18 protein-coding genes are annotated in these 23225 nt (G+C 39.7%); 9 read left to right on the top strand and 9 right to left on the bottom strand.

The genetic code is table 11. The annotated features are described in order from the left end of the window. The first annotated feature begins 476 nt into the window (after window positions 1-476). Both FW757_RS02120 and FW757_RS02115 read left to right on the top strand, forming a co-directional pair. Complete coding sequence (locus FW757_RS02120; RefSeq protein ID WP_446440838.1) at window positions 477-1328, top strand: ABC transporter ATP-binding protein; 852 nt, start codon at window positions 477-479, stop codon at window positions 1326-1328. Next, complete coding sequence (locus FW757_RS02115) at window positions 1325-2524, top strand: ABC transporter permease (protein WP_182794443.1); 1200 nt, start codon at window positions 1325-1327, stop codon at window positions 2522-2524. Before FW757_RS02120 ends, FW757_RS02115 begins: the two co-directional genes overlap by 4 nt. A gap of 38 nt (window positions 2525-2562) precedes the next feature. Here FW757_RS02115 and FW757_RS02110 read toward each other — a convergent pair whose 3' ends face one another. Then, entirely contained in the window at window positions 2563-3111 is a 549-nt protein-coding gene (locus FW757_RS02110) for a TIGR00645 family protein (protein ID WP_145233766.1), read from the bottom strand. Window positions 3112-3338: 227 nt separating this feature from the next. Here FW757_RS02110 and FW757_RS02105 point away from each other — a divergent pair, with 227 nt between their 5' ends. Beyond that, complete coding sequence (locus FW757_RS02105) at window positions 3339-3581, top strand: hypothetical protein (protein ID WP_149981038.1); 243 nt, start codon at window positions 3339-3341, stop codon at window positions 3579-3581. 99 nt (window positions 3582-3680) lie between these two features. Here FW757_RS02105 and topA read toward each other — a convergent pair whose 3' ends face one another. Continuing rightward, on the bottom strand, window positions 3681-6401 hold the full coding sequence (gene topA, locus FW757_RS02100) for a type I DNA topoisomerase (protein WP_182739243.1): 2721 nt from the start codon (window positions 6399-6401) through the stop codon (window positions 3681-3683). Window positions 6402-6651: 250 nt separating this feature from the next. After that, window positions 6652-10326, bottom strand: coding sequence for an Ig domain-containing protein (locus FW757_RS02095; protein WP_446440815.1), 3675 nt, complete (start codon window positions 10324-10326; stop codon window positions 6652-6654). Window positions 10327-10531: 205 nt separating this feature from the next. Between FW757_RS02095 and FW757_RS02090 the strand changes: the two genes are divergently transcribed. Further along, a complete protein-coding gene (locus FW757_RS02090) occupies window positions 10532-11863 on the top strand; it encodes a dicarboxylate/amino acid:cation symporter (RefSeq protein WP_182717888.1) in 1332 nt (443 codons plus the stop codon). Window positions 11864-11933: 70 nt separating this feature from the next. Here the strand turns inward: FW757_RS02090 and sohB are convergent, their stop codons facing one another. Continuing rightward, a complete protein-coding gene (sohB, locus tag FW757_RS02085; RefSeq protein WP_446440814.1) occupies window positions 11934-12950 on the bottom strand; it encodes a protease SohB in 1017 nt (338 codons plus the stop codon). A 96-nt stretch (window positions 12951-13046) separates the two neighbouring features. Continuing rightward, entirely contained in the window at window positions 13047-15452 is a 2406-nt protein-coding gene (locus FW757_RS02080; RefSeq protein WP_182717890.1) for a VolA/Pla-1 family phospholipase, read from the bottom strand. Between the two features lie 250 nt (window positions 15453-15702). Between FW757_RS02080 and FW757_RS02075 the strand changes: the two genes are divergently transcribed. Continuing rightward, window positions 15703-16449, top strand: coding sequence for a YciK family oxidoreductase (locus FW757_RS02075; protein ID WP_149981190.1), 747 nt, complete (start codon window positions 15703-15705; stop codon window positions 16447-16449). A 221-nt stretch (window positions 16450-16670) separates the two neighbouring features. Here the strand turns inward: FW757_RS02075 and rluB are convergent, their stop codons facing one another. From rluB to FW757_RS02060, 3 genes are all read right to left on the bottom strand, one after another. Further along, window positions 16671-17540 carry a 23S rRNA pseudouridine(2605) synthase RluB gene (gene rluB / locus FW757_RS02070; protein ID WP_145233749.1) on the bottom strand — a complete coding sequence of 290 codons (870 nt, stop codon included), beginning with the start codon at window positions 17538-17540 and terminating at the stop codon, window positions 16671-16673. After that, the gene (gene scpB / locus FW757_RS02065; protein ID WP_446440813.1) at window positions 17537-18127 is read right to left on the bottom strand and encodes an SMC-Scp complex subunit ScpB; all 591 of its coding nucleotides are present in this window, start codon (window positions 18125-18127) and stop codon (window positions 17537-17539) included. The genes rluB and scpB overlap by 4 nt, the downstream gene beginning before the upstream one ends. A 169-nt stretch (window positions 18128-18296) precedes the next feature. Further along, window positions 18297-18728 (bottom strand): exonuclease III, encoded by a 432-nt coding sequence (locus FW757_RS02060; protein ID WP_446440812.1) that lies wholly within the window; start codon window positions 18726-18728, stop codon window positions 18297-18299. 247 nt (window positions 18729-18975) lie between these two features. On the opposite strand from FW757_RS02060, the gene xthA reads away from it, so the two are divergent. The 3 genes from xthA to rlmA are packed head-to-tail and all read left to right on the top strand — an operon-like array spanning window position 18976 to window position 21268. Further along, complete coding sequence (gene xthA, locus FW757_RS02055; RefSeq protein WP_182734793.1) at window positions 18976-19782, top strand: exodeoxyribonuclease III; 807 nt, start codon at window positions 18976-18978, stop codon at window positions 19780-19782. Between the two features lie 29 nt (window positions 19783-19811). Next, window positions 19812-20459, top strand: coding sequence for an energy-coupling factor ABC transporter permease (locus FW757_RS02050; RefSeq protein WP_182717920.1), 648 nt, complete (start codon window positions 19812-19814; stop codon window positions 20457-20459). Beyond that, a complete protein-coding gene (gene rlmA, locus FW757_RS02045; RefSeq protein ID WP_145233741.1) occupies window positions 20456-21268 on the top strand; it encodes a 23S rRNA (guanine(745)-N(1))-methyltransferase in 813 nt (270 codons plus the stop codon). Before FW757_RS02050 ends, rlmA begins: the two co-directional genes overlap by 4 nt. Here the strand turns inward: rlmA and yfbV are convergent. Then, complete coding sequence (gene yfbV / locus FW757_RS02040) at window positions 21249-21695, bottom strand: terminus macrodomain insulation protein YfbV (RefSeq protein WP_145234096.1); 447 nt, start codon at window positions 21693-21695, stop codon at window positions 21249-21251. The genes rlmA and yfbV overlap by 20 nt on opposite strands. 318 nt (window positions 21696-22013) lie before the next feature. Here yfbV and FW757_RS02035 point away from each other — a divergent pair, with 318 nt between their 5' ends. Continuing rightward, complete coding sequence (locus FW757_RS02035; protein ID WP_446440811.1) at window positions 22014-23225, top strand: acetate kinase; 1212 nt, start codon at window positions 22014-22016, stop codon at window positions 23223-23225.

The following is a 23225-nucleotide window of genomic DNA, read 5'->3' as shown; positions in this document are numbered from 1 at the left end:
TGCTTACACCAATCTCGCGAAATATCGCGTTCATTATGCCTATAATGGCGAAGATTTGCACCCTAAGTGACTAACTCATACCGTTCATTAAAGCGAAACTATCCGTCGTTTTGCTTCATCATGAACCGCATCTAAAGTAACTGTAAGACTACAGCGCTCATCGTTAAGTATTTGAAAAATAAATTAATAAATACCTAACTATCATCAAGACAAAGTTAATCTGCTTGTGATTGTAATGCATTAGCTTTGCAAATATGTATTAACTGCAGTGTCTGCACACTTCTTATTTAATTATTGCATAATCTTTGCTTACAATTTCATCTCTGGTAGTAGTTACATTCTTGGTTGTAACCGATTAAACTCAAAAAAAACAATATTGTAGGGATCACATGTCGTTAATTATTAACAACCTTGAAAAACACTATAAAACGGTTACTGCGGTGAATAAGCTGTCATTTGATGTGTAACCAGGAGAGATTTTTGCTTTACTTGGCCCCAATGGTGCGGGGAAATCATCATTAGTAAAAATGATCGTTGGTTTTTCCTCTCCAGATAGTGGCTCTATTCAACTCAATGATGCAAGACAAGCGTATTCATCTATTCCGGCACATTTACTGGGCTATCTACCAGAAGACCGAGGCCTCTATCCAGAAAAAACAATAAAACAAAATCTACAATTTTTTGCAGCATTACACGGCGTAAAAGATAGCGAATTTACGCAGCGCTGTGACTATTGGTTAGCTAAATTTAATTTAACCGCACGATTGAATGACCCCTTAAAATCACTTTCTAAAGGGAACCAACAAAAAATCCGATTGATCACTGCAATTTTACATAAGCCCAAATGGGTAATTTTAGATGAGCCATTTTCTGGCTTAGATCCTATTAATCAGGAATTAGTTGTTGAATTTTTAGCGCAATTAAAACAGCAAGGCATGACCGTTATTTTAAGTGCACATCAGATGGCGATGGTAGAAAAACTTGCTGATCGGGTATTGCTATTAAATCAAGGTGAAAGTGTTTTATACGGCAAACTCAGTAATATACTTCAAAGCGCGCAAAATAATAGTATTCAAGTCGTATTCAACGATCCAATTAATCAAACTTACTTTGAGCAACTATGTGAACATTATTGTGTTGAGCAAATAAAAGCACAGCAACTAACTATCACCCTAAAGCAACACCAATCACTTAACCAGTTACTTCCTCAGTTAATCAGCATCGGGGAAATATGTGAACTCAAAAATAAAGCTCAGTCACTGCATGCAATTTATTTACACGCAGTAGCTGAGCATAACGCTAAACTGGATCAAGGAACGACGCTATGAATAAATCATCGCTTACACAGCAACAGCTCTGGATTGTTGCAAAATGGGAGTTCTTGCATTTTTTTAAATTAAAACAAGAAATTATTTCGAAGTTGATCATGCTCGCTATTGCTGGAGTTATTTATTTTTTTGCCACTGCAAACAGTCAACTTGAACAAGGTTATCATTTAGTAAGCAACCTCGAGTTTAGCGTCAAAACAGAGCCTACATCGACACAATTTAAGTTTACCAAACATGATGATTTAACTGCCATCATTGCAAATTTAGCTGAGGATACTGGCTATGATGGCGTACTTAAGTTTGACCAAGCGACTCACTCATATACGTTAATAACGGCTGTAAAATCAGCATGGCAAACAACATTGCAATCGCTCCTTAGAGCGCAATTGCAACAAGCTCAATTTGATAGCTTAGGCTTAAGCGAGCAACAACGACTAGGATTGACGAAAAATATTTCAATTGAACATAGGGTACTTGACGAGCTTTTGAAAAATCAAGCTGATCGTAGTCAAACATACACAGCAGTTGGGGTACTGATATTATTATTTGTTGCGATGTTTGGGATCTTTAGCCAACTCTTTGTCAGTATTACCGGTGAAAAGCAAAACCGCGTAACGGAGCAATTGCTAGCCACCATGACACCACAAACATGGATAGATGGTAAGCTACTTGGGCAAATATTACTTGCAGTAAAAACCATGATTGGCACCTTGCTATCGATTATTTTATCGATGCTATTTTTTACCGTTATCATTAAACAACAAGCCCTCAATTTAGACTTTATTAATTGGTCATTACTGCCTTGGTTGTTAGCCTATGCGATTGTAGGTCTTGGCATCTGCGCTGCATTTATGGCTGCGATCGCAGCGGGTATTGATGATCCTAATCACAGTAGTAAAAGTGCCTTAATGATGCTGCCATTGGCACCTATCGTGATTGCATTTTTTGTTATCGATGCACCAAACAGTGTTTTAACAATCGTGCTTAGTTACTTGCCGATCACGGCATTTGCGGTTATGCCGGTGCGCATGTCATTAGTTGAAATACCAATTTGGCAAGCACTCTTATCCCTGCTTCTCAGTATTGGCTGTTTTTATTACTTACGTATATTTGCCGCTCGTATTTTTAAAATGGGTATGAATATGTACGCAAAAGAACCGAGTTTAAAGGCTATGTGGTTGAGTATCTTTAAATAACAAAACATATAGGCAGATAGCGTTGCGTTATCTGCTATTTAATGATTGTGAGTTTTGCTATTTATAAAATCAGTGAGAGCAAATAGCACACCTGATATCACAAAAGTAACATGAATTATTACTTTCCACATCAATTCATCACTTGAGTGACTAGTAGAGCTTATAAACACCTTTAACAGTTCGACTGCAGAAATGGCAACAATTGCGCTGATCAATTTCATTTTAAGACCAGAAAAACCTACTTTACCCATCCATGCAGGGCGATCTTCATGATTACCAATATTTAATTTAGAAACAAAATTTTCATAGCCACTAAAAATAATTATTAATAATAATCCTGCCAGTAATGCGGTATCAACCAAGGTCAAAATACCCACCAGTAGTTGCTCATTAGTAGCGCTAAATGTATTTATCGCCATTTGATACAGGTATTTAAAAAACTTCAAAAGTAACAGTACAATTGCAACGAGTAAGCCTATAAAAAAGGGAGCTAGTAGCCAGCGGGCTCGAAAAATAAAGCTTTCAACAAACTGTTCTAGTTTAGATGCAACACGAGGTGTGGTGTCAGGTAGTTGGCTTTGAGACATAATTATTCCTAAATTGATAGCTGGCGTAAGATAGCATTGATTAACATAAGTTTCTCATTATTTTACCGTCTCTTATTACATTATATTTGTCTTTACGATAAAAATATTTCGTTATCTTTTATTATCATTTCGTTTAAGAATCACTTACCAACAGCATGTTGCTTGATTGGATCACTGTTGTTTTTGAATATAAAACAGCAGTCACTACATTTTTTAGGAATACACGAATGAAAAAAGCATTGCTAGCGCTTATCGTAGCGCCATTATTTGCAGTTTATGCAACTTTTGCTGTTGCTGACGATGCTGTTGAAGCTTCCGCCGAAACAATTAAAGAATACACTGAGATGTGTTTAAACTGGGCTAAAGACGACGACATCAGCAATGAAGAGCTTAAACCATACGTACTAAAGTGCGTAAATGATGAACTTGAATCAGAAGGCTATAAAAAAGTCACTGACGTAAAAATCTAACGTCAAAAATGCCTCTAAAGGCATAATTTTTGATATAAAAAAACCGGAATTGACACAAGGGTGTGCATTCCGGTTTTTTTGTTTTCAGAGCTTAGTATTCTACTCAGCGTCCTTTTTTGTTTTTGCAGCGGCTTTTTTAGGTGCGGCTTTCTTGACTGTTGCCTTTTTAGCGGCTGGTTTTTTCTTAGGTGCGGCTTTCTTCTTTGCCTCTTCAACCCACTTTCCTGCATTGAAATGTGCAGTCCAGCCTGTTGCTTTACCGTCAACCTCAGTCATTACATATTGTTCTTTATTCTTACGGCTATAACGAACAATTGCTAAGTTACCATCAGGATCTTTTACTGGTGCATCAGCTAGATAATAAAACTTAGGTGAAATACGATCTCTAAAACGCTGTAACTCTTCCACTTTAGGGGCACGAGTTTCACGTGATTTAGGGAAGGTATTCGCTGCTAAGAAAATACCTGCAGCGCCGTCACGTAGCACAAAGTATGCATCAGATTTTTCACACTCTAACTCTGGTAACTGAACAGGGTCTTCTTTTGGTGGCGCTGCTTCGCCGTTACGCAGTAATTTACGGGTGTTTTTACACTCATCATTACTACAGCCAAAGTATTTACCAAAGCGCCCTGATTTAAGCTGCATATCTGATGAGCATTTATCACATTCAATGATAGGGCCATCATAGCCTTTAATTTTAAACGTGCCCTGCTCAACGACATAACCCTTACAAGCAGGGTTATTACCACAAACATGTAATTTACGAGTTTCATCTATCAGGTATGAATCCATTGCCGTTTCACAAATTGGGCAACGCTTCATTTGCATCAATGTTTCGGTTTCGACATCTTCAACGTCAGCGGCAACCGCTTCATCACCTGACACTAAGTTCATAGTGGTAGTACAACGTTCTTTTGGCGGTAAATTATAGCCTGTACAGCCTAAGAAAACGCCAGTAGAGGCTGTTCGAATACCCATTTTTCTGCCACATGTTGGACAGTCAATATCAGTTTCGACCATTTCATTTTTACGCATCCCACCTTCATCTTCTTCACCACTGGCTAAAGTCAGTTGTGTAGAAAAATCAGCGTAAAACTTGTCAAGTACCTGTGTCCAGACACGCTCACCTTCAGCGATATCATCTAACCGGCCTTCCATTTTTGCAGTAAAGTCAAAGTTCATCAGATCAGTAAAGTTCTCAACTAAACGATCGGTGACAATTTCACCCATTTTTTCTGCAAAGAAACGACGGTTTTCAACACGGACATATCCACGATCTTGTATCGTTGAAATAATTGATGCATAGGTAGATGGACGACCAATACCACGTTTTTCAAGTTCTTTTACTAAACTCGCTTCACTAAAGCGTGCTGGCGGCTTAGTAAAATGCTGTTTTGGATCAAGTTCAACAAGGCTTAATATCTCGCCTTCTTTAATAGCTGGTAGTGATTGATCTTCTTCGTTCTTTTTTCGAACTGCTGGTTGTACTTTAGTCCAACCATCAAAACGTAACACCCGTCCTTTGGCTCTTAATTGGAAATCGGCGGCAGTAACAGTTAATGTTGTTAAGTCATATTCAGCAGGGACCATTTGACACGCAACAAATTGACGCCAAATTAATTCATAAAGCTTTTTAGCATCCGGGTCTACGCCATCTAGGTGACCAGATAATACAGTAACACTTGAAGGACGGATCGCCTCATGCGCCTCTTGTGCATTGCCTTTTGAACTATAACTAATAGCTTCTTTTGGTAAATACTTATCACCAAACTGCTGCGAAACATACTCGCGACACATTGCAACTGCATCTTTCGACAAGTTGGTTGAGTCAGTTCGCATATAGGTGATATAACCTGCTTCATACAAACGTTGCGCTAACATCATGGTCTTTTTAACGCCATAGCCTAAACGCGTACTCGCAGCTTGTTGCATTGTTGAAGTAATTAGTGGCGCACTAGGACGACTTTTACTTGGCTTTTCCTCAACACTAACAACTTTATATTCAGCTTGCTCTAAAGATGCAGTAGCTGCCATAGCTTGCGCTTCATTGACTGGCTTAAAGGCTTTATCACCTTGTTTGAACACCTCTAAACGAAGTGCCGACTCGGTATTTTTCACATCGGCATGAATATCCCAGAACTCTTCAGGAATAAACGCTTTAATTTCACGCTCGCGCTCAACTAACAAACGTACTGCGACAGACTGTACTCGTCCAGCGGATAAACCACGGGCAACTTTTTGCCACAATAATGGCGATACCATAAAGCCTACAACACGATCTAAAAAGCGACGAGTCTGCTGGGCATAGACCATGTCGGTATTTAGCTCACCAGGGGCCTCAAAGGCGGCCTGAATGGCATTTTTAGTTATCTCATTGAATACGACACGCTTATACTTTTCTGGCTCTCCACCGATAATTTCTTGCAGGTGCCAAGCAATCGCTTCTCCTTCCCTATCCAAATCCGTTGCGAGATAGATTTGGTCAGCGTTTTCAGCGAGCTTTTGTAATTCTTGAACAACTTTTTCTTTACCTGGTAATACTTCGTAATGTGGCTCCCAGCCTTTATCTGGATCAATCCCCATTCGAGCTACTAAATTTGTATAATCACGCTGTTTTTTGTACGCGGCCTTTTCTTCTGGTGCCATTTTACGTACTTCTGCAGGTGTTTTTACAGCAGCCGTTTTGGTTTTGCCTGAACCGGAGGTAGGAAGATCTCGTACATGCCCAATAGAGGACTTGACGATAAAATCGTTTCCTAAATATTTATTAATTGTTTTAGCCTTAGCAGGAGACTCTACAATTACTAGCGATTTGCCCATAGTTGCCTATTTCTAACCAAGTATTTTAAATGTGTTTTGCCCATTTACGGGCGCGAATATTTATAGGTATATCTACAAACACCAATTGTTACAAGCTTTTAATACAAACTTTTCTGCTTTTAATGAATAATTAAACAATTATTGTCGTTAATTTAGACAAAACGGTATTTTAAGGTATTTGCAGTGGAATATATAGAATAGCAACAAAAATGCCAACCTTATGGTTGGCATTTTTTAAAACTAAACAATCTTAAGGTACTTTTGGATCATCTCTAACTGATACAGATAAAGATGAAACTAATCCTGATGGTGCTGTTGTTTTAATTTCTAAAAAGCCACTTGTGATATCATTGCGATTATCTGCAGGCTCACGACCAAGCGCAAATGATAAGCTAACCGGAACCCGACTCGTTGTATTCGGGAAGGCATAATTTTCTGGCTCGCCACTGAGTACACCATTATCCGTTAATATCGTTACTCCTGTACCTACAGGTAATGGATTATTAAATATATCAGCAATAAACACGGTCAAATTAATACTCTCTTGGCCGGTAGCTGACGTTAAATCCACTTCAGTTATTTGACACATTTTTTGGCTAGTTAAATCATTTTGTACCTTACGTACTAAGTTACTATTTATGTCACTATTAACATGTACTTCTGTAGCAGTTACGCCTTGCACATCAGTACATTCGTCGGCATATGTTACCAATCTAAAGTGAGCGTTATCACTCGACATTACGATCTCTTGATTTTGAAATACATTTATCATTTCGCGTGTACATATACCTGCTGCATCATCTTCTGGGCGACACAATAAGCCATTGTATAAACCATTTTGTTGAGTCCACTGGGCATTGCCATCAAAATCTATAAATTCCTCAAATTCATCCCCTGTAGAATTAGCCGCAGAGCACAGTTCAGCTGCGGTTTCACAATTTTTTCCACCAAATGTTCCATCTTCATTATTATCAATAAAGGCTTCTGGCTTATCAAAAAGATCATCAAAGAAGTCTTCTTCATCAAAATAACCATTGCCATTTAAATCAGAAAATGTTTCTTCACCTATAGCATAAGCGAGTACCGTTGCTCTCCCGCCTAAAGGTAAGTCAAACGCTGTATTATCATTATTTTTAATACCAAGCGGACATGGTAGTCCACTATCGCATTTATCTGCGATAGTATTTCCGTAAAAGCTGCGAGTAATTCCGCCCTCAACTATAAACTCAGCAAACGGCCGTGGGTTGCTACTACGCCACTTAACTGAACATCCCCCGTTAGATGTAGTACAACTGGGCTCAATAACCCCACCTTCGGTAATAAAACTAACCGCAGTTCCATCGGGCACTGGATTGTTAAAATGGTCAGCTAAGCGAACATTAACATCGACTTCAGTGCCATCAACATTTAAACCATGCACATTAAATTGCGAACGAGATAGTGAAAAACTATTTTGGTCAGCAATACCAGTGCTGACCACCAAAACATCAGATGGTGCTGTTACAATTACATTCTCACCATCAACGTTTTGCTCACTGGAAGCTATCACTTTGACTGGCGTTGGCACTACTCCTGACTGCACAACAGTTTGTACTACACCATCAGCATCAGTGAAACCTGATAACTGACCTAACTTCAATCCACCGACTTCCGTTGCTAACTTAAAGTTTACAGTTCGAGCTGGGAGTACATTGCCATTTTCGTCAATTAACCTAAAGCGAACAACAGAGGTTTCTTTTCTGTTTGCGCCGCCGGTACCTTTAAGCGCAATAACTGGTTCAGATACATCTAAAAACTCTAAAGAGCCAACATTTGCAGCAGAGACGTTCACTACCGTAGAAGCAGAAACAGTATTACCACCAGTAATAACTGTTGCTGTTATTAAGTCAGCGCCAACACAACCTTGTGCTCTATATGTTGAACGCGCAACACCACCGATACTAGTCACACTGGCATCTATAACAGCTAGGCCTGCATCAACACAACCTGATGTAAACTCAACAGATAATGGAGAAACGAAGGTTTCTCCATTTTTGCTCAGGTTTACAGAGATTAAAGCGGTTGAACCTGCTGATAAAACTTCTGATTCTGCTAAAGAACTATTGATACTAACATCAACATCTACTGCTGATATTTGAAATGCTTTTTTTATAGAGCTTTGAAGAACAGTAACTGTTATCTCGCCTGCACCTACATCCCTTCCAGGCACAAGGTCCAATAGTGCGATACCATTCTCATTTGATATAGCAGTACCAGTGCTTGGTGAAATAGCGCCAATAGTCGTCGTTGCAGTTACAAGAGTTTGTGCTAATGGCGTTGTTGATCCTTGCTTTGTTAATTCAATAAACACGATTGCTGCATCTTCGCCCGATATGCTCGTTGTTTCCTCGCATAAGTTAGGGTCTCGCGTCGTTCTAAAATCAGATTGGCAATTAATCAAAATTTTAAAAGCGATATCAGCATTATTTTGGTTTGGGTCTATCGCATCCCCCCGAGTATAAAAGCCAATGGAAGACTCTACAGCTTCATATTGGGCTGTTATAAGCCCCGCCCCTTCAATAGTTCCTGTCGTGATATTGAGCGTAGCGACACCATCTTGATTTGTAAGTGCAGTGCCCGAGCTTGGCAGTAAACTACCAAGCGTCGAGGTAAAACTCACCACTCTATTGACTACGGGGTCACCATTTGAGTCTGTAACTCTTGCTTTGATAATACCGCTCTGCTGTGCATTAATTTCATTCGTGTCAGATAAGTTTACAGATGAAGTAAGGCTTAAATTGACATTAAAGTCTTCTGACACGCCTTGAACTGGAGCATCACCCGCAGCAGTATAAGTATAAGCATTCGAATTAATAACTTGCTGCGACTCAGAAAGATAACTAGCAGAAATGTTACCTGCTCCCGCTTCAGAACCTGTAAGTAAATCAAGTTTAGCAATACCTTCGCTGTTGGTCATAGCGGTACCATTTGAAGGGTTTAGAATACCAAAACCTGACACATTAAACTGTATTAGCTTAAAGGCCGCCGGCTGTTGATTTAATAGCAATTTAGCTTGAGCTACTGATGGTTCTGAAAAAGTAACGTTTCGTGTTGCGGTGTTATCTGATGAAAGTAAAGTAACAACCAAATCTGCTGAGGCACTTGCGTCTATGAGGGTCTCAAAGCTAAATGGTTGTGAAGTTATTGTTTCCCCATTATGAGTATACGTTGCTGTTGCTTCTCCAGCTCCGATGACATCACCAGCGGATAATTCAACCGTTGCTATACCAAGGTTGTTAGTTAAAGCCGTTCCAGAAGAAGGCGTTATTTCACCTATATTGTCAGCTAGATTAAAAGTGATTCTAACATTCGATAAAGGCTCTCCTTGTTGCTTTAATGTTGCTTGTAAATCCAGACTATTCAAAGTAGTAACTGTATTAGTAGGCTCTGCAGTTAATTGAGATAGTCCTTTCAAACTAAGTGTAAATGCACCTTGGTTACTTTCTCCTTGCCCACCCGTAGATGTAAAAGCAAAACTGCTATTAACATTGATGTCATTGCCGGTGTAAGTCGCCGTTATCTCACCAGCGCCTGCTTGTAGTCCAGCTGAAAGCTCAACAGTGGCTATCCCTTCGCTATTGGTAAGTGCAGAATTTAAATTTACAGCACCTATATTATCAGCCAAGATAAAAGTGATTCTTTGCCCACTTGCCGGCTCATTATTTTTTAATAGAGTTATCTTTATATCTATCGGATCAGCTTCGGTTACTGCATTAATAGTTTCATCGCTTGCTTTTACGTAACCCTGAACAGATAAGGTATAAATGGGATCAGCAGTAGTACCATCATCAATTGTTCCACCGTCCTTTTCAAGTGTTCCACCGCCACCACACGCGGTGATAAAAAAACTCAACAGTATGACACTGAGCCATCGCATTAAAGGCATTGCCCTCTCCCTAGCGTTTGTTATTAATTATTTAAAGAATACATTTACTCAATATTAACCTATAACACGCTTGAAAATCACAACTTTTATTTGTTTTTTGTTGTTTTTTTGATCCATATTTTTTTTTCATATTTATCGATTTTTTCTGTATAAAAATCTGCATGCTGGTAGGCTATGGTAAATTTATAAAAAATAGATTGTTACTATGTCAAAAATCCGTTCAATGAGTTTAACCACCCGTATCATGATAGGTATGTTTCTGGGGGTTGCTGTAGGCTTCATTTTCCAAGCAATATTAGCTGGCGAAGACGATTATCTAATCCCACTTGGATTATTCTCTTTGCCAATTAAGAGCTTTTTTGTTGATGGTTTATTTCATATTGGTGGACAAATATTTATCGCCAGTTTGAAAATGTTAGTTGTACCGCTGGTATTTGTATCACTTGTTTGTGGTACATGTAGCTTAAGTGACCCGAAAAAATTAGGCCGTTTAGGCGGTAAATCAATCGCTCTTTATCTTATTACTACCGCAATTGCAATTACGGTTGCGATTACCTTGGCATTATTAGTTAATCCAGGGGAAGGGATTAACTTACCTTCTGAAGCGACTTATAGCGCAAAAGAAGCACCCACTCTTGCACAAGTAATCATTGGCATGTTCCCAACCAATCCAATTGATGCCATGGCAAGCGGCAATATGTTACAAGTAATTGTATTCGCATTGCTATTTGGTATTGCAATGGCTCTTGGCGGCAGTGCTGGTAAACGAGTAGCGGTTGTTTTTGAAGATTTAAACACCGTGATCTTAAAGTTAGTTACCTTATTAATGAATGTGGCTCCTTATGGGGTGTTCTGCTTAATGGCGAAGCTATTCACTACTATCGAGTTGAACTTGATAGTCAGCTTAGCTAAATATTTTGGTGTTGTGGTGGCTGCACTATTTTTCCATGCCTTCATTAATTACACTTTGCTACTGAAGTTTTTAACTGGATTAAACCCAATTATCTTTTTGAAAAAAATGAAACATGCCTGTTTATTCGCATTTAGCACTTCAAGCTCAAGTGCAACAATGCCTATTACACTTGAAACAGCCACTAAAAAATTAGGGGCAAAGAATTCAGTTGCGTCATTTACAATTCCACTCGGTGCCACTATTAACATGGACGGTACAGCAATCATGCAAGGTGTGGCTACGGTATTTATTGCACAAGTATTCAGTGTTGATTTAACGATTTCAGATTACTTAATGGTAATTTTAACCGCCACTTTAGCGTCTGTAGGCACCGCTGGTGTTCCTGGCGTAGGCTTGATCATGCTTGCCATGGTCCTGAATCAAGTTGGTTTACCTGTTGAGGGCATTGCCATCATTATTGGCGTTGATAGGTTACTTGATATGACTCGTACGGCGGTCAATGTCACAGGCGATTGTATGGTGACATGTGTGGTTGCTAAATCTGAAGGTGAACTAGATGAGGCAGTATTTAACGACCCAAATGCAGCCAAAGACTTAGAGGATTATCACAAATCAACTGACTAAAGTTGTCCGTGTATAAATGAAAAAAACCCGCAAATTTGCGGGTTTTTTTATCATTTAATAACGGAAACCTTTATGGGTTTAGCCCTTTTAAACGAGACAATAATGATATACCGGTTTTGTTAACAGTGTTACTCAACCCGATAGCAAGCTTGTCGCTTAAGCTCTTTTTAACTTTATATTTAATTTTATATATTTGTCGCTCATCTTGATACTTAAGTAATGTGTCATCACTGGTTTCTATGGTATCGACTAGACCTTTTTCAAGCGCTTGAGTCGCAAACCAGTGCTCACCTGTTGCCACTAAGTTAATATCTAAACTTGGCCGTTGACTGCTAACAAACTGTTTGAATAAGCCATGGGTTTGCTCTATTTCTTCTTTAAACTTCTCCCGTGCTTTATCTGTATTTTCACCAAATAAAGTTAGGGTACGTTTAAACTCACCCGCAGTGATTTGTTCAAAATCAACATCGTTTTTCTTCAGAATTTTATTAAAATTTGGAATTTGTGCTATCACACCAATAGAGCCAACGATAGCAAACGGTGCGGCAACAATTTCATCAGCGACACAGGCCATCATGTAACCACCACTGGCAGCAACTTTATCAATCGCAACCGTAAGGTGAATACCTCTATTTTTAATGCGTTGTAGCTGGGAAGCAGCAAGTCCATAGCCATGAACTACACCGCCACCACTTTCTAGCCTAACCAACACTTTGTCTTGCTTAGGATCGGCAATTGCAACAATTGCGGTAATTTCTTCACGTAAACTATCGACTTCATGGGCATCCATACTACCATTAAAATCAAGTACATATAATCGTGGTTTCGACTGTTCATCAGTGCTTTTTTTAGCATCATTCTTTTGGGCTTTATGGTGCGCTTTTAATGCTTTTTTAGATAAGGTGCTTGCAATAAAATCATTTTTCAAATCATCTAACTGCTCAGAAATATCATCAATCTCAATCTCACCTTTTTTACTTTTAGGCTTTATCGCTGCAGCGACACTAATTAATATTACTGCAGCGGCGGCAATCACAAACGTTGTCGTTTTAGCTAGAAACAGCCCGTACTCATATAGAAATTCCAATCGTATTCTCCAAACAAAAATTTCGTCTAATTTACCATTCAAACAAAAAAAAGCCACTTTTCAGTGGCTTTTCATTTATTTTAATACTCTAGAAAGTTAATCAGTGACAATCTCGGTATTTTGAATAGATAATGCACGACCTCGAGTTACTAAATAAGTTGCAATCTGTAATTGCATTTCAGTTGTCACTGCAGCACTCGCTTGTGGCGATAATACCGAGCTGTGACCACCATCTGTAAACTTAACTAAATAACTGCTAGGCTCAGCATTTGGCCCTTGTGTAGTCGCCACAGTAGAAAGCCCCATTAATCTAGCAAGTGTTAGCGACCCTGCAATTGGGTTATTGACGGTTGTTGGTGGAATAACTTGGTCAGGAAGATTACCTGCACCATCACCAACCACGACATTCATATAAACTGGTGTGCCAAGAGCATTCAAACTGGTCGCATAGTTTGTTGGATCTCCACTATCAAGGACCGTTTGTGCAGCAAATGCAAATTGTGTCATTACACCTTGGATCTTGGCCGTTTTAGCCGTTTCACCTGCAACAGTTAATGAAGTTATATATTCAGGATAAGCACAACTTACATATGCTTGCTGGTTTTCGGCAAACACACCACAATTAGATACTGCATCAGTTTGTAAGTAAGTCGCAAATTCAGCTGATTCTGCCGTACCTGCGGCCAATAAAACAGAGCCTTGTACAAATGGCCCAAAAGACGCTGACTCTAATAAGAAACTGGCGATACCACCACCACCACTGGCAAGAGCAACAGTGTTCACTTTGAACAATCCATCAACTTGTTCATCGAGTGGCGTATTAGCTTGTGCTATAAAAGCGGGTGCTACTACAGCTCCTAATGAATGACCTATAAATGACACGTCTTGTGTATTCAATGACGTATCGTTAGTCAAGTTTAAGCCTAAACGCAGGCCTAGTAAGTCGGCCGCAGACTGTCTTAAATTGTCGCGCGCAACGAGTAATGATTGCAAGTTCATATACGCCAAAACAGAGCCAGTTGAGGCATTAAAATCATCTATACCATCATCATCCACGTCGATACCACGCTCACCATGAACCGGGTGATCAATGGCAACTGTTGCAAAGCCTTGAATGGCTAAACTAGCCGTTAATGCCAACATGTCTTCTTTTTTAGAAGTAATACCGTGCTGCATAATCACCACAGGCCAACCACCCGCAGGCATTTCAAGTGCAGACATACCAAGACTTTGTGTTCTGATAAAATTTATTACAGGCAAAATAGGTTTTGTTATCTGAACAGGTACTTCTTGCTGGCTTTGCACTTTAGGGATTGAGTTGTATTTAGTTAGATGTCTTGTTGTATCTAGTCCTAAATCACGTAATCGTCCATCACTTAATGCTGAGCAAGTGCCATCGCTGACACTAACTGGAGCTGTCGGAAAGTTTTCTCCTTCAGCTGCTTTATACCCTAATACTGCAACTGCGTTATCGCACATGCCTTGCCAGTATGTAGCAGCTAAATCTGAAATTTCTTTTCCTTCAGGCTGAGATAAATACATGGGTAATGTAACGCTGCCTTTTTGATATTGAACACCTGCAAATGCTGGCGAAAGTCCCGTAATACCTTGTGAAGCAAAGACTTGCTCAACCGTTAACATTGGTTGTTCAGGAATTTGAACCATTGGCGTTGGCAAGGCTGGATTTTGTAAGCTCGCTGCTAGCAATTTTTTAATAGTACCAAGCACTGGACCTACAGATTGAATGGTCATCGCTGCTGAATATATAATCTCATCTTTAGTGATCGTGCCGCCTGAAATAAGTACATTTTCATAGCTATTTACCACGCCCTGCAGCGCGAGTTGCGATTCAGTTACTAATGGGGCTTCCTGTTTTACTAATCCGTAGGTTGAAGATGGCTGGATTGAACGCCCTAATGAGTCTTTAAGCTCTGTCGTCAGCACATTAATGTACGAGCTGCCAGCTTTAAACGGTTTTAATGGAATAATAGCAACCGCATTACCACTTGCTTTAGTGATGAAATCAACGCCAAAGGTTAATTCACCTAATAATTTACATCCTGCTCCAGCGGGTACCGCTGCGCAATCTGCATCTGTTAAACTAGCGCCCATAACAACTTCAAAAATACGCACAGATCCCGGCGCACCAGCCGAACTTTCATCAAGGCTAACATTCGCAGGAAAGGTAAGATCTACTTTATAAGGAACTTGGCTAGACCAGCCATCAAGTGCACCTAGTGCCAGTGACGGGTTAGCATAGGCGCTTCTTGGCACTGATACACCATTAGCACTCAACTCACCGGGGATATTTATAGTGCCATCTTTTGTACCACTCATTAATAAATCATTTGGTACTGAAATAACCCCATTTGCGGGATCAAACTTCACTGTAGCTGATGGAATAACTGGTGGTGTATCATTTTTAACATCTTCTAACGTTTCACCGCCGCCGCAACCAGCTAGAGCAGCTGTAATTGCAAGTGAGAGTAGCATTTTTTTCATATTGTTTGCTCCGCACGTAATCTTTTTTTTATGTGTGTTGATAAATAAGTGTAGCTAATTTTGTTACTAATTCTTTTAAGTTTTCGCGTAATATTTAGTTAAAATAATGTAATTAGGTTATTAATAAGACATTAGACCAGTTAAAGTTAACGTAAAGTTTCAAATTTCGCCACCTTATTTTGCAATAAATTCGATAACTTGGTGTTTTGCTATGTTAAAATCAATCAAATTGATTTTTTGGACCTTTATTATGCAAACCTATAAAGCGGCTGATAATGCCCTACAAGACAAAGTGATCTTAGTAACTGGTGCAGGTGACGGCATTGGCCGAGTGGCTGCAATAACTTATGCCAAACATGGCGCAACGGTTATATTATTGGGTAAAACCACCAGCAAACTGGAAGCGGTATACGATGAAATCATTGCCGTTGGCGGGCCAAAACCTGCCATTGTACCGATGGATTTAAAAGGTGCAAGCAAACAAAACTTTCGTGATTTAGGCGCTACCATCGAACAGCAATTTGGTAAACTAGATGGCTTGCTCAATAATGCAGGAATAATTGGCTCACTGGGTCCACTTGAGCATTTTTGTTCATCAACGTTTGATAACATCATAAAAGTGAATGTTACCGCTCAAGCGATGATCACAAAATATATGTTTCCAGTTTTACGTAAATCTCCAAGTGCTTCAATTATTTTCACCTCTTCTGGGGTTGGTCGCCAAGGCCGTGAGTTTTGGGGCGCGTATGCCATTTCAAAATTTGCAGTTGAAGGAATGATGCAAACATGGGCATGTGAAGTAGGTAAAACGAATATCCGGATAAATTGTATTAATCCCGGCGCCACCCACACAGCTATGCGTGCCAGTGTCTATCCAGGCGAAGATCGCGATAAACTAGCCTGCCCTGAAGACTTAATGCCAACTTATTTATACTTAATGAGTGATGATTCAAAAGACGTCAATGGTCAATCATTAGACGCGCAAACAAAGAAATAATACCAGTCGTGTTAAGTACTGAGCATTTATAGCGACAGATAAATACAGTGATAACAAGGCAGGAATTTTGACATGTAATTGTTCTACATAAAAAATCCCTAACGCAGTTAGCGATTTATTTAGCCTGCTAGAATGGTTAAATATTTAAGTCGATTGGTATAAACCAAGTACTAAACATAAAAAAGCCGCTAATTAGCGGCTTTTTTAATGCAAGGCAGATATTAACGGCGTTTAGTTTGTTTAACGCGATTATTATGTTTTTTGACTGCTTTACGAATTTGATTAATTTTAGCGCGTTTATCTTTGCGTTTTTCAGGCATAACAGATAATTTTGTTTGCGTTTCACGGCCAAGCTTAACTGTTTTACGTAAGTAATTTACAGTCTCTAAATCTAGCTCAGCCCAACCACCTTGTGGTAGACGTTTATCGAGCTCTAACTTACCATAACGAATACGAATAAGGCGAGAAACCTCAACGTCTTGAGACTGCCATAAACGACGAACTTCACGGTTACGCCCTTCAGTCAGCGTTACATTATACCAGCGGTTAATACCTTCGCCGCCCAGTGGTTTAATAGTAAGAAATTTTGCCATACCATCTTCAAGCTCAACCCCTTTGGTTAAATTTTTGATAGTTTCTGCTGTTACTTCACCAAATACACGTGCTGAATATTCACGCTCTACTTCGTAACTTGGGTGCATTAAGCGATTAGCAAGCTCACCATCATTGGTGAACAACATTAAACCTGCTGTATTTATATCTAAACGACCAACAGCAATCCAACGTTCACCATCAACGCGCGGCAGGCGGTCAAATACCGTTCTACGTCCTTCAGGATCTTTACGTGTACATAACTCACCTTCAGGTTTGTTATACATAACAACGCGACAGATACGTTCAGCTTTTTCTTCAATTTTTACCGTATGGCCATCAACACGGATCTGGTCGGTTTCTTCAACACGATCACCCAGCTTTGCTACTTTACCATTAACACTGACACGATTTGCATCAATGTATTTTTCCATCTCACGTCGCGAACCTACGCCCGCTCTTGCTAAGACTTTTTGTAACTTTTCACCTTGTATACTCATTCGGATAGTTCTCTCACAGAAGGATCACTCAATAACTGGTCAATTTTACTTTGCTGCTGTTTTGGCAGTGGCGGTAAGTTATCTAAACCTGTTAACGAAAAATAATCTAAAAATTGTTTGGTTGTGGCATATAAAGCGGGCCTACCTGGCACCTCTTTATGACCAACAACATGTATCCACTCACGCTCGAGCAGACTTTTAATAATAGTTGAGCCTACGGTCACTCCACGTACTTGCTCTATCTCGCCCCGAGTTATCGGCTGACGATAAGCAATAAGCGAAAGAGTTTCTAATAGTGCACGGGAATATTTAGGCGCCCGTTCTTGCCAAAGGTTATTTAACCAAGGGGCTAAGCTGGCACACGCCTGAAATCTAAATCCACTACCGACTTCAACTAAGCGAATACCACGGGTTTGATAATGAATTTGGATCTGTTCAATCGCGAGGTTAATACGTGCCATAGACACACTTAACTCAGTTAATACGGTGTCTTTTAAATGCCGTTTAGTGACTGGTTTTCCCGCAACAAAAATCGCCGCTTCAATGATCTCAACAAGCTGCTCATCACTGATTCGTTTCGTAGCCATTTTCGTAGCAGATTTTGTCACCATAGGCACCAAGACGTTGCGGTATATTCAACGCGCTATTATGCCAGATCAATGCAAAGGTTGGAAAAGTTATTCTATAAAAATGTAAAATAGCAGCGATTAAAGCGCTGCTATTTTAGATAAACGAGCTAGTGCGTTACATTTTTAATCAAATTGTTGCACCCTGATATCGTTTCACAAACTCAGTAACCACTTCACCATTACAGATCAATGAGTTTAAGTTCGCTATTTTTTCTTTCACTGGAGCCAAACCTTGCTTCAAGGCAGTAATACATAGCTGTGTTTCTACCTGTGAGTTTTTAGCAAACACTTCAATTACTTTTTCTTGGCGAACTTTATCATCCACTTTTTTTGCAATATCACGAATATCATCACCATTACACAAAATACTTTTTGAATAACGTGATAAATACACCCCGTGCTGGGCTGCAACTTTGCGTGCTGCAGTAAATCCTTCGTTAGCACTGATTGAGCATAATTTAGATTCAATTTTATGATCAGCATTATAATAATGTGCTGCACTGGCAGTCTCAGAGAAAGCAGTCGCTGCGACGAATAATGCTAATAATTGTAGTTTCATGATTTACCTTTAAGTGGAGTTATATTGTGAGCAATTTTTGCGCATTATATAGACCAAAGTTTACAAATCAACCGAATTATTTATTTAATTTTTTATTTAAAAAAGCGTTAACAATGTTTAATCAAAATTCATACTTTGTTCAACAATTGAGCGGCTTATTATTATAAATAAGCGCATGTACCATACGCTAATTGATGGTAGAATTTGCCATAATCTGCAAAAGATAACTCTAATTAAAGGTCAAGCCATGAAAGTAATTTCATTTAACATTAACGGGCTGAGAGCTCGTCTGCACCAATTACAAGCAATCATAGATAAACATCAGCCTGATATAATCGGCTTACAAGAAATAAAAGTACATGATGAAGCTTTCCCACTCGAAGATGTTCAAAATATGGGTTACCACGTTTATTTTCATGGTCAAAAAGCACATTATGGCGTAGCTATGTTATGCAAAACTGAACCTAAGTCTGTGGTTAAAGGATTCGCAACCGATACTGATGAATCACAAAAGCGCATGATCAGCGTCACTGTTAGCCAAGAAAATGGCCGTGATCTAACCGTAATGAATGGCTATTTTCCACAAGGCGATAACATTACTCATGAAACAAAATTTCCGTATAAGCGACAGTTCTACCGTGATCTAATGACTCACTTACAAAGCCACCACAGTAACGACGAGGATGTCATTGTCATGGGCGACATCAATATTTCTCCTACTGATCTTGATATTGGCATTGGTGAGGTTAATCGCAAGCGTTGGTTAAAAACTGGCAAATGTTCATTCCAGCCTGAAGAACGTCAATGGCTTGCAACCTTGCTAGATTGGGGCTTTACAGACACCTTCCGTGAACTTCACCCAGACACAAGCGAACAGTACTCTTGGTTTGATTATCGCTCTCGAGGCTTTGATGATAATCGTGGTCTACGCATTGACGTTATCCTAGCGACTCCAACTTTGGCTGCTCGTTGTATTGAAGCGGGAATTGACTATGAATTACGTGGTATTGAAAAGCCATCAGATCATGCGCCAATATGGTCAACCTTTAGTTAACGCTAATGGATAAGCTAACGACAATCCCGATAATAAGCATTGAACTTCAGGCAATTGCTTGGCTTGTTATCGGCAGTGTTTTTTGGTCGAGTGTCAATAAATCACACTACCAACATTTAATAACCACGCCAGCCCGTCAAACAGGCCTATTTGTCTGTGCGTTAGCATTTGCCTTATTGTGGCGAATTAAAGCCGGCATATTACCCGGTCTTGAACTGCATATTTTAGGTGTAACTGCCATAACGCTTATTTTAGGCTGGCGCTTTGCATTATTGAGCGCCACCCTAGCAAGTCTGCTATTAACGGCTTTCAACCAAATAAGCATTGCGCAATTACCTATCCACTTATTGTTAACCGCTTACTTACCCATTTTAGTCAGTTATGGGGTATTTATACTGTGTTATAACCTATTACCACGGCATTTTTTCATTTACATTTTTGTATGTACTTTTATTTGCGCCGCTTTCATCGCCTGCTTTAAGATTATCACCATTAGCTTATTTTATTATTTAACCGGCAATTACAATTGGTTTGAATTAAGTGAAAACTATCTCTATTTATGTGTCATTATTTGCTTTCCTGAAGCGATGTTAAACGGCATGGCCATTACCCTATTGATCACCTATCGCCCACATTGGGTAAAAACATTTTATGATAAGGATTACCTAGATCCATGAGTCTCGATTACCAATGCCCGCTCTGCCAACAATCGCTTGAGTTACATGCCAAAGTGCTAAAATGTATTAACAACCATAGCTTTGATACTGCAAAAGAAGGCTATGTGAATTTATTACCTGTGCAACAAAAGAACTCTAAGCAACCTGGCGATAATCTTGACATGGTACAAGCAAGGCGTGCTTTTTTAACCACTGGGCACTACCAGTTTTTACAACATGCCGTTGCACAGCGAGTTGCTCTGCAAGCACCACAACAGGTAATTGATTTAGGGTGCGGGGAAGGTTTTTATACTCATGCGATTGCCAATGCATGTACTGCACACGTTTATGGCGTCGATATATCAAAATCAGCGGTTAAATATGCTGCAAAGCGATACAGTAATTGTAATTTTAGCGTTGCATCAATCAGCCAAGCTCCATTTAATGATGGCTCAGCAGATGTATTAGTGAGTATTTTTGCCCCATTATTTGATGCTGAATTGGCTCGATTAGCAAAACCAGACGCTACATTGGTAGTTGCAAGCCCTGGCCCTTGGCATTTAAAAGAACTCAAGCACTATATTTACCGAGACGTCAATGCGCATACACCGATTGCTGCGCCTGTAGGGTTTGAGCTTATAGAGCAAACATTATTAGAACAACAGATAAGCTTGCCATTTAAAGATGTGAAGAACTTGATCACCATGACTCCCTTTGCTTGGAAGTTTCGTCCTGAACATTGGCAACAACTAGAACAACAAGGTGAGCAAGTCGTCACCCTGTCATTTTATGTTAGTCAATTTAAACGTGTTACAGATTCTCTCGGGTAAACGCGCGGTCCATTTTATCAAACATATCATTGAGTAAATGGGCCAACTCTGCATAACGTGGTTTATCTTTAGGGACATGCCCTTGGTAGCCATTGGCTACCATTTTTGTATGAAGCTCTTTATACCAATGCTCCATCGCAGGCTCAAGTACAGTATCTGCACGCTTGCCTAACCACAGCAATCCCTGTAGCGGTAGAGATAAAAAAAACAACGCGATAGCGACTGCTTGAGGTAAAAAACTGCTGCCTAAATAATTAATTTGCATAAATAAAGTGAGCATTGCCAAAATCGGCATTACTGTAATTGCCAGCTCGGTGGCTTTGATCACTCTAAACTCCGTGAATAGAGGCGCTAATTCTTTACGCATAGGCCATTTTTTTGCATATTCACGACCAGTTTGGACTTGTGACATCACACTTTTTTGCATCATGACTCCTAGGTGTCGCTGGTATATTTATTAATGTTACCGCAATGAGTGTATCATATTCACGGTAACATTCCTGTGTAAAATCCCTTCCACCTTTTTCGTCCAAAACGTGTTTTTGATCATGGTTTAAACTTACCTTAAAACAATTAATGAGTTAAAATAAGCGCACGTTAAGTCAACTAGACTTTAGTATAGTCATTACAGATATCCATAGCAATTTATCGACCAATGACTCTTTTACTTTAATCACTATGCTCGAGTACTTGGTTATATAACAACTAAGCTTAATGCGCAATTGTCAAAAAATGGGATCCTGTTATGTCTTCGCAATCATCACCTCAACATGTTCTTGTACTGAACTGTGGAAGTTCGAGTTTAAAATTCGCTATTTTAGATGCCACCACATCTGAAGAAATCATTTCAGGTCTTGCTGAACGCCTAGGCTCATCGTCGCCATCTGTGAAATACAAGTACCTTGGCAAAAAACAACTGATTGAACTTGCGCCTAATCAAGCTCACAGTGCAGCAATCGATACCTTAGTTAGCCTTATCAACGAACACCATTTAGCTGAAAACCTTATTGCAGTAGGTCATCGCGTGGTTCACGGCGGCGAGCACTTTACTAAATCGGTACTGATTGACGACGATGTAATTAAAGGAATCACTCAAGCCGCTACGCTTGCGCCATTACATGGGCACGCTAATTTATTAGGCATTGCTGCGGCGCAAGCATCATTCAAGGGACTACCGCAAGTTGCTGTGTTTGATACCGCGTTTCATCAAACCATGGGCAATGTTGCCTATTTATATGCCCTTCCTTATAAACTTTATACTGATTATGGTGTTAGACGTTACGGCTTTCATGGTAGCAGCCATTATTATGTTGCAGGTCAAACAGCAGCCCTTTTAAACCAGCCTATTGAGCAAAGTAATTTTATCAGCGCTCACTTAGGTAATGGCTGCTCTGTGTGTGCAATTAAAAATGGCAAAAGTGTTGATACCAGCATGGGCTTAACGCCACTAGAAGGCTTAATAATGGGCACCCGCAGCGGAGATATTGATCCGGGTTTATTTAACTTTTTAACCACCCAACTTAACTACGATGCACAACAAATTGATGACTTATTAAACCAACAAAGCGGCTTACTGGGTATCAGTGAACTTTCTAATGACTGTCGTACAATAGAAGAAGCTGCTGTTGCAGGAAATGAAAAAGCCATTTTAGCACTGGAGATGTTTTGTTATCGTTTAGCAAAACAAATAGCCGCATTTATGGTGCCATTGCAACGCCTTGATGCGTTAATTTTTACCGGTGGTATTGGTGAAAACTCCGATATTATTCGTGGCAAAGTAATAACACAACTGAGCTATCTTGGCCTTGATTGCGACAGTACAGCCAACCTTGCAGCCCGATTTGGCACACCAGGGGTTATCAGCAGTAATAATGCAAAAACAAAAGCAGTAGTAATGCCAACAAATGAAGAGTGGATCATTGCTCTTGATGCCGCCTCAATTGCACAGGAGTTATAA

The sequence above is a fragment of the Pseudoalteromonas sp. 1181_04 genome, from assembly GCF_052850545.1.
This window is presented reverse-complemented; position numbering and strand designations above follow the sequence as displayed.

What these genes read in the sequence shown, in the direction of transcription:
- topA (WP_182739243.1), bottom strand. Translation starts at nt 6,401, where the DNA reads ATGGGCAAATCGCTAGTAATTGTAGAGTCTCCTGCTAAGGCTAAAACA.
- xthA (WP_182734793.1), top strand. Translation starts at nt 18,976, where the DNA reads ATGAAAGTAATTTCATTTAACATTAACGGGCTGAGAGCTCGTCTGCAC.
- FW757_RS02115 (WP_182794443.1), top strand. Translation starts at nt 1,325, where the DNA reads ATGAATAAATCATCGCTTACACAGCAACAGCTCTGGATTGTTGCAAAA.
- FW757_RS02060 (WP_446440812.1), bottom strand. Translation starts at nt 18,728, where the DNA reads ATGAAACTACAATTATTAGCATTATTCGTCGCAGCGACTGCTTTCTCT.
- yfbV (WP_145234096.1), bottom strand. Translation starts at nt 21,695, where the DNA reads ATGCAAAAAAGTGTGATGTCACAAGTCCAAACTGGTCGTGAATATGCA.
- FW757_RS02035 (WP_446440811.1), top strand. Translation starts at nt 22,014, where the DNA reads ATGTCTTCGCAATCATCACCTCAACATGTTCTTGTACTGAACTGTGGA.
- FW757_RS02110 (WP_145233766.1), bottom strand. Translation starts at nt 3,111, where the DNA reads ATGTCTCAAAGCCAACTACCTGACACCACACCTCGTGTTGCATCTAAA.
- scpB (WP_446440813.1), bottom strand. Translation starts at nt 18,127, where the DNA reads ATGGCTACGAAACGAATCAGTGATGAGCAGCTTGTTGAGATCATTGAA.
- FW757_RS02075 (WP_149981190.1), top strand. Translation starts at nt 15,703, where the DNA reads ATGCAAACCTATAAAGCGGCTGATAATGCCCTACAAGACAAAGTGATC.
- FW757_RS02090 (WP_182717888.1), top strand. Translation starts at nt 10,532, where the DNA reads ATGTCAAAAATCCGTTCAATGAGTTTAACCACCCGTATCATGATAGGT.
- FW757_RS02105 (WP_149981038.1), top strand. Translation starts at nt 3,339, where the DNA reads ATGAAAAAAGCATTGCTAGCGCTTATCGTAGCGCCATTATTTGCAGTT.
- rlmA (WP_145233741.1), top strand. Translation starts at nt 20,456, where the DNA reads ATGAGTCTCGATTACCAATGCCCGCTCTGCCAACAATCGCTTGAGTTA.
- rluB (WP_145233749.1), bottom strand. Translation starts at nt 17,540, where the DNA reads ATGAGTATACAAGGTGAAAAGTTACAAAAAGTCTTAGCAAGAGCGGGC.
- FW757_RS02080 (WP_182717890.1), bottom strand. Translation starts at nt 15,452, where the DNA reads ATGAAAAAAATGCTACTCTCACTTGCAATTACAGCTGCTCTAGCTGGT.
- FW757_RS02095 (WP_446440815.1), bottom strand. Translation starts at nt 10,326, where the DNA reads ATGCCTTTAATGCGATGGCTCAGTGTCATACTGTTGAGTTTTTTTATC.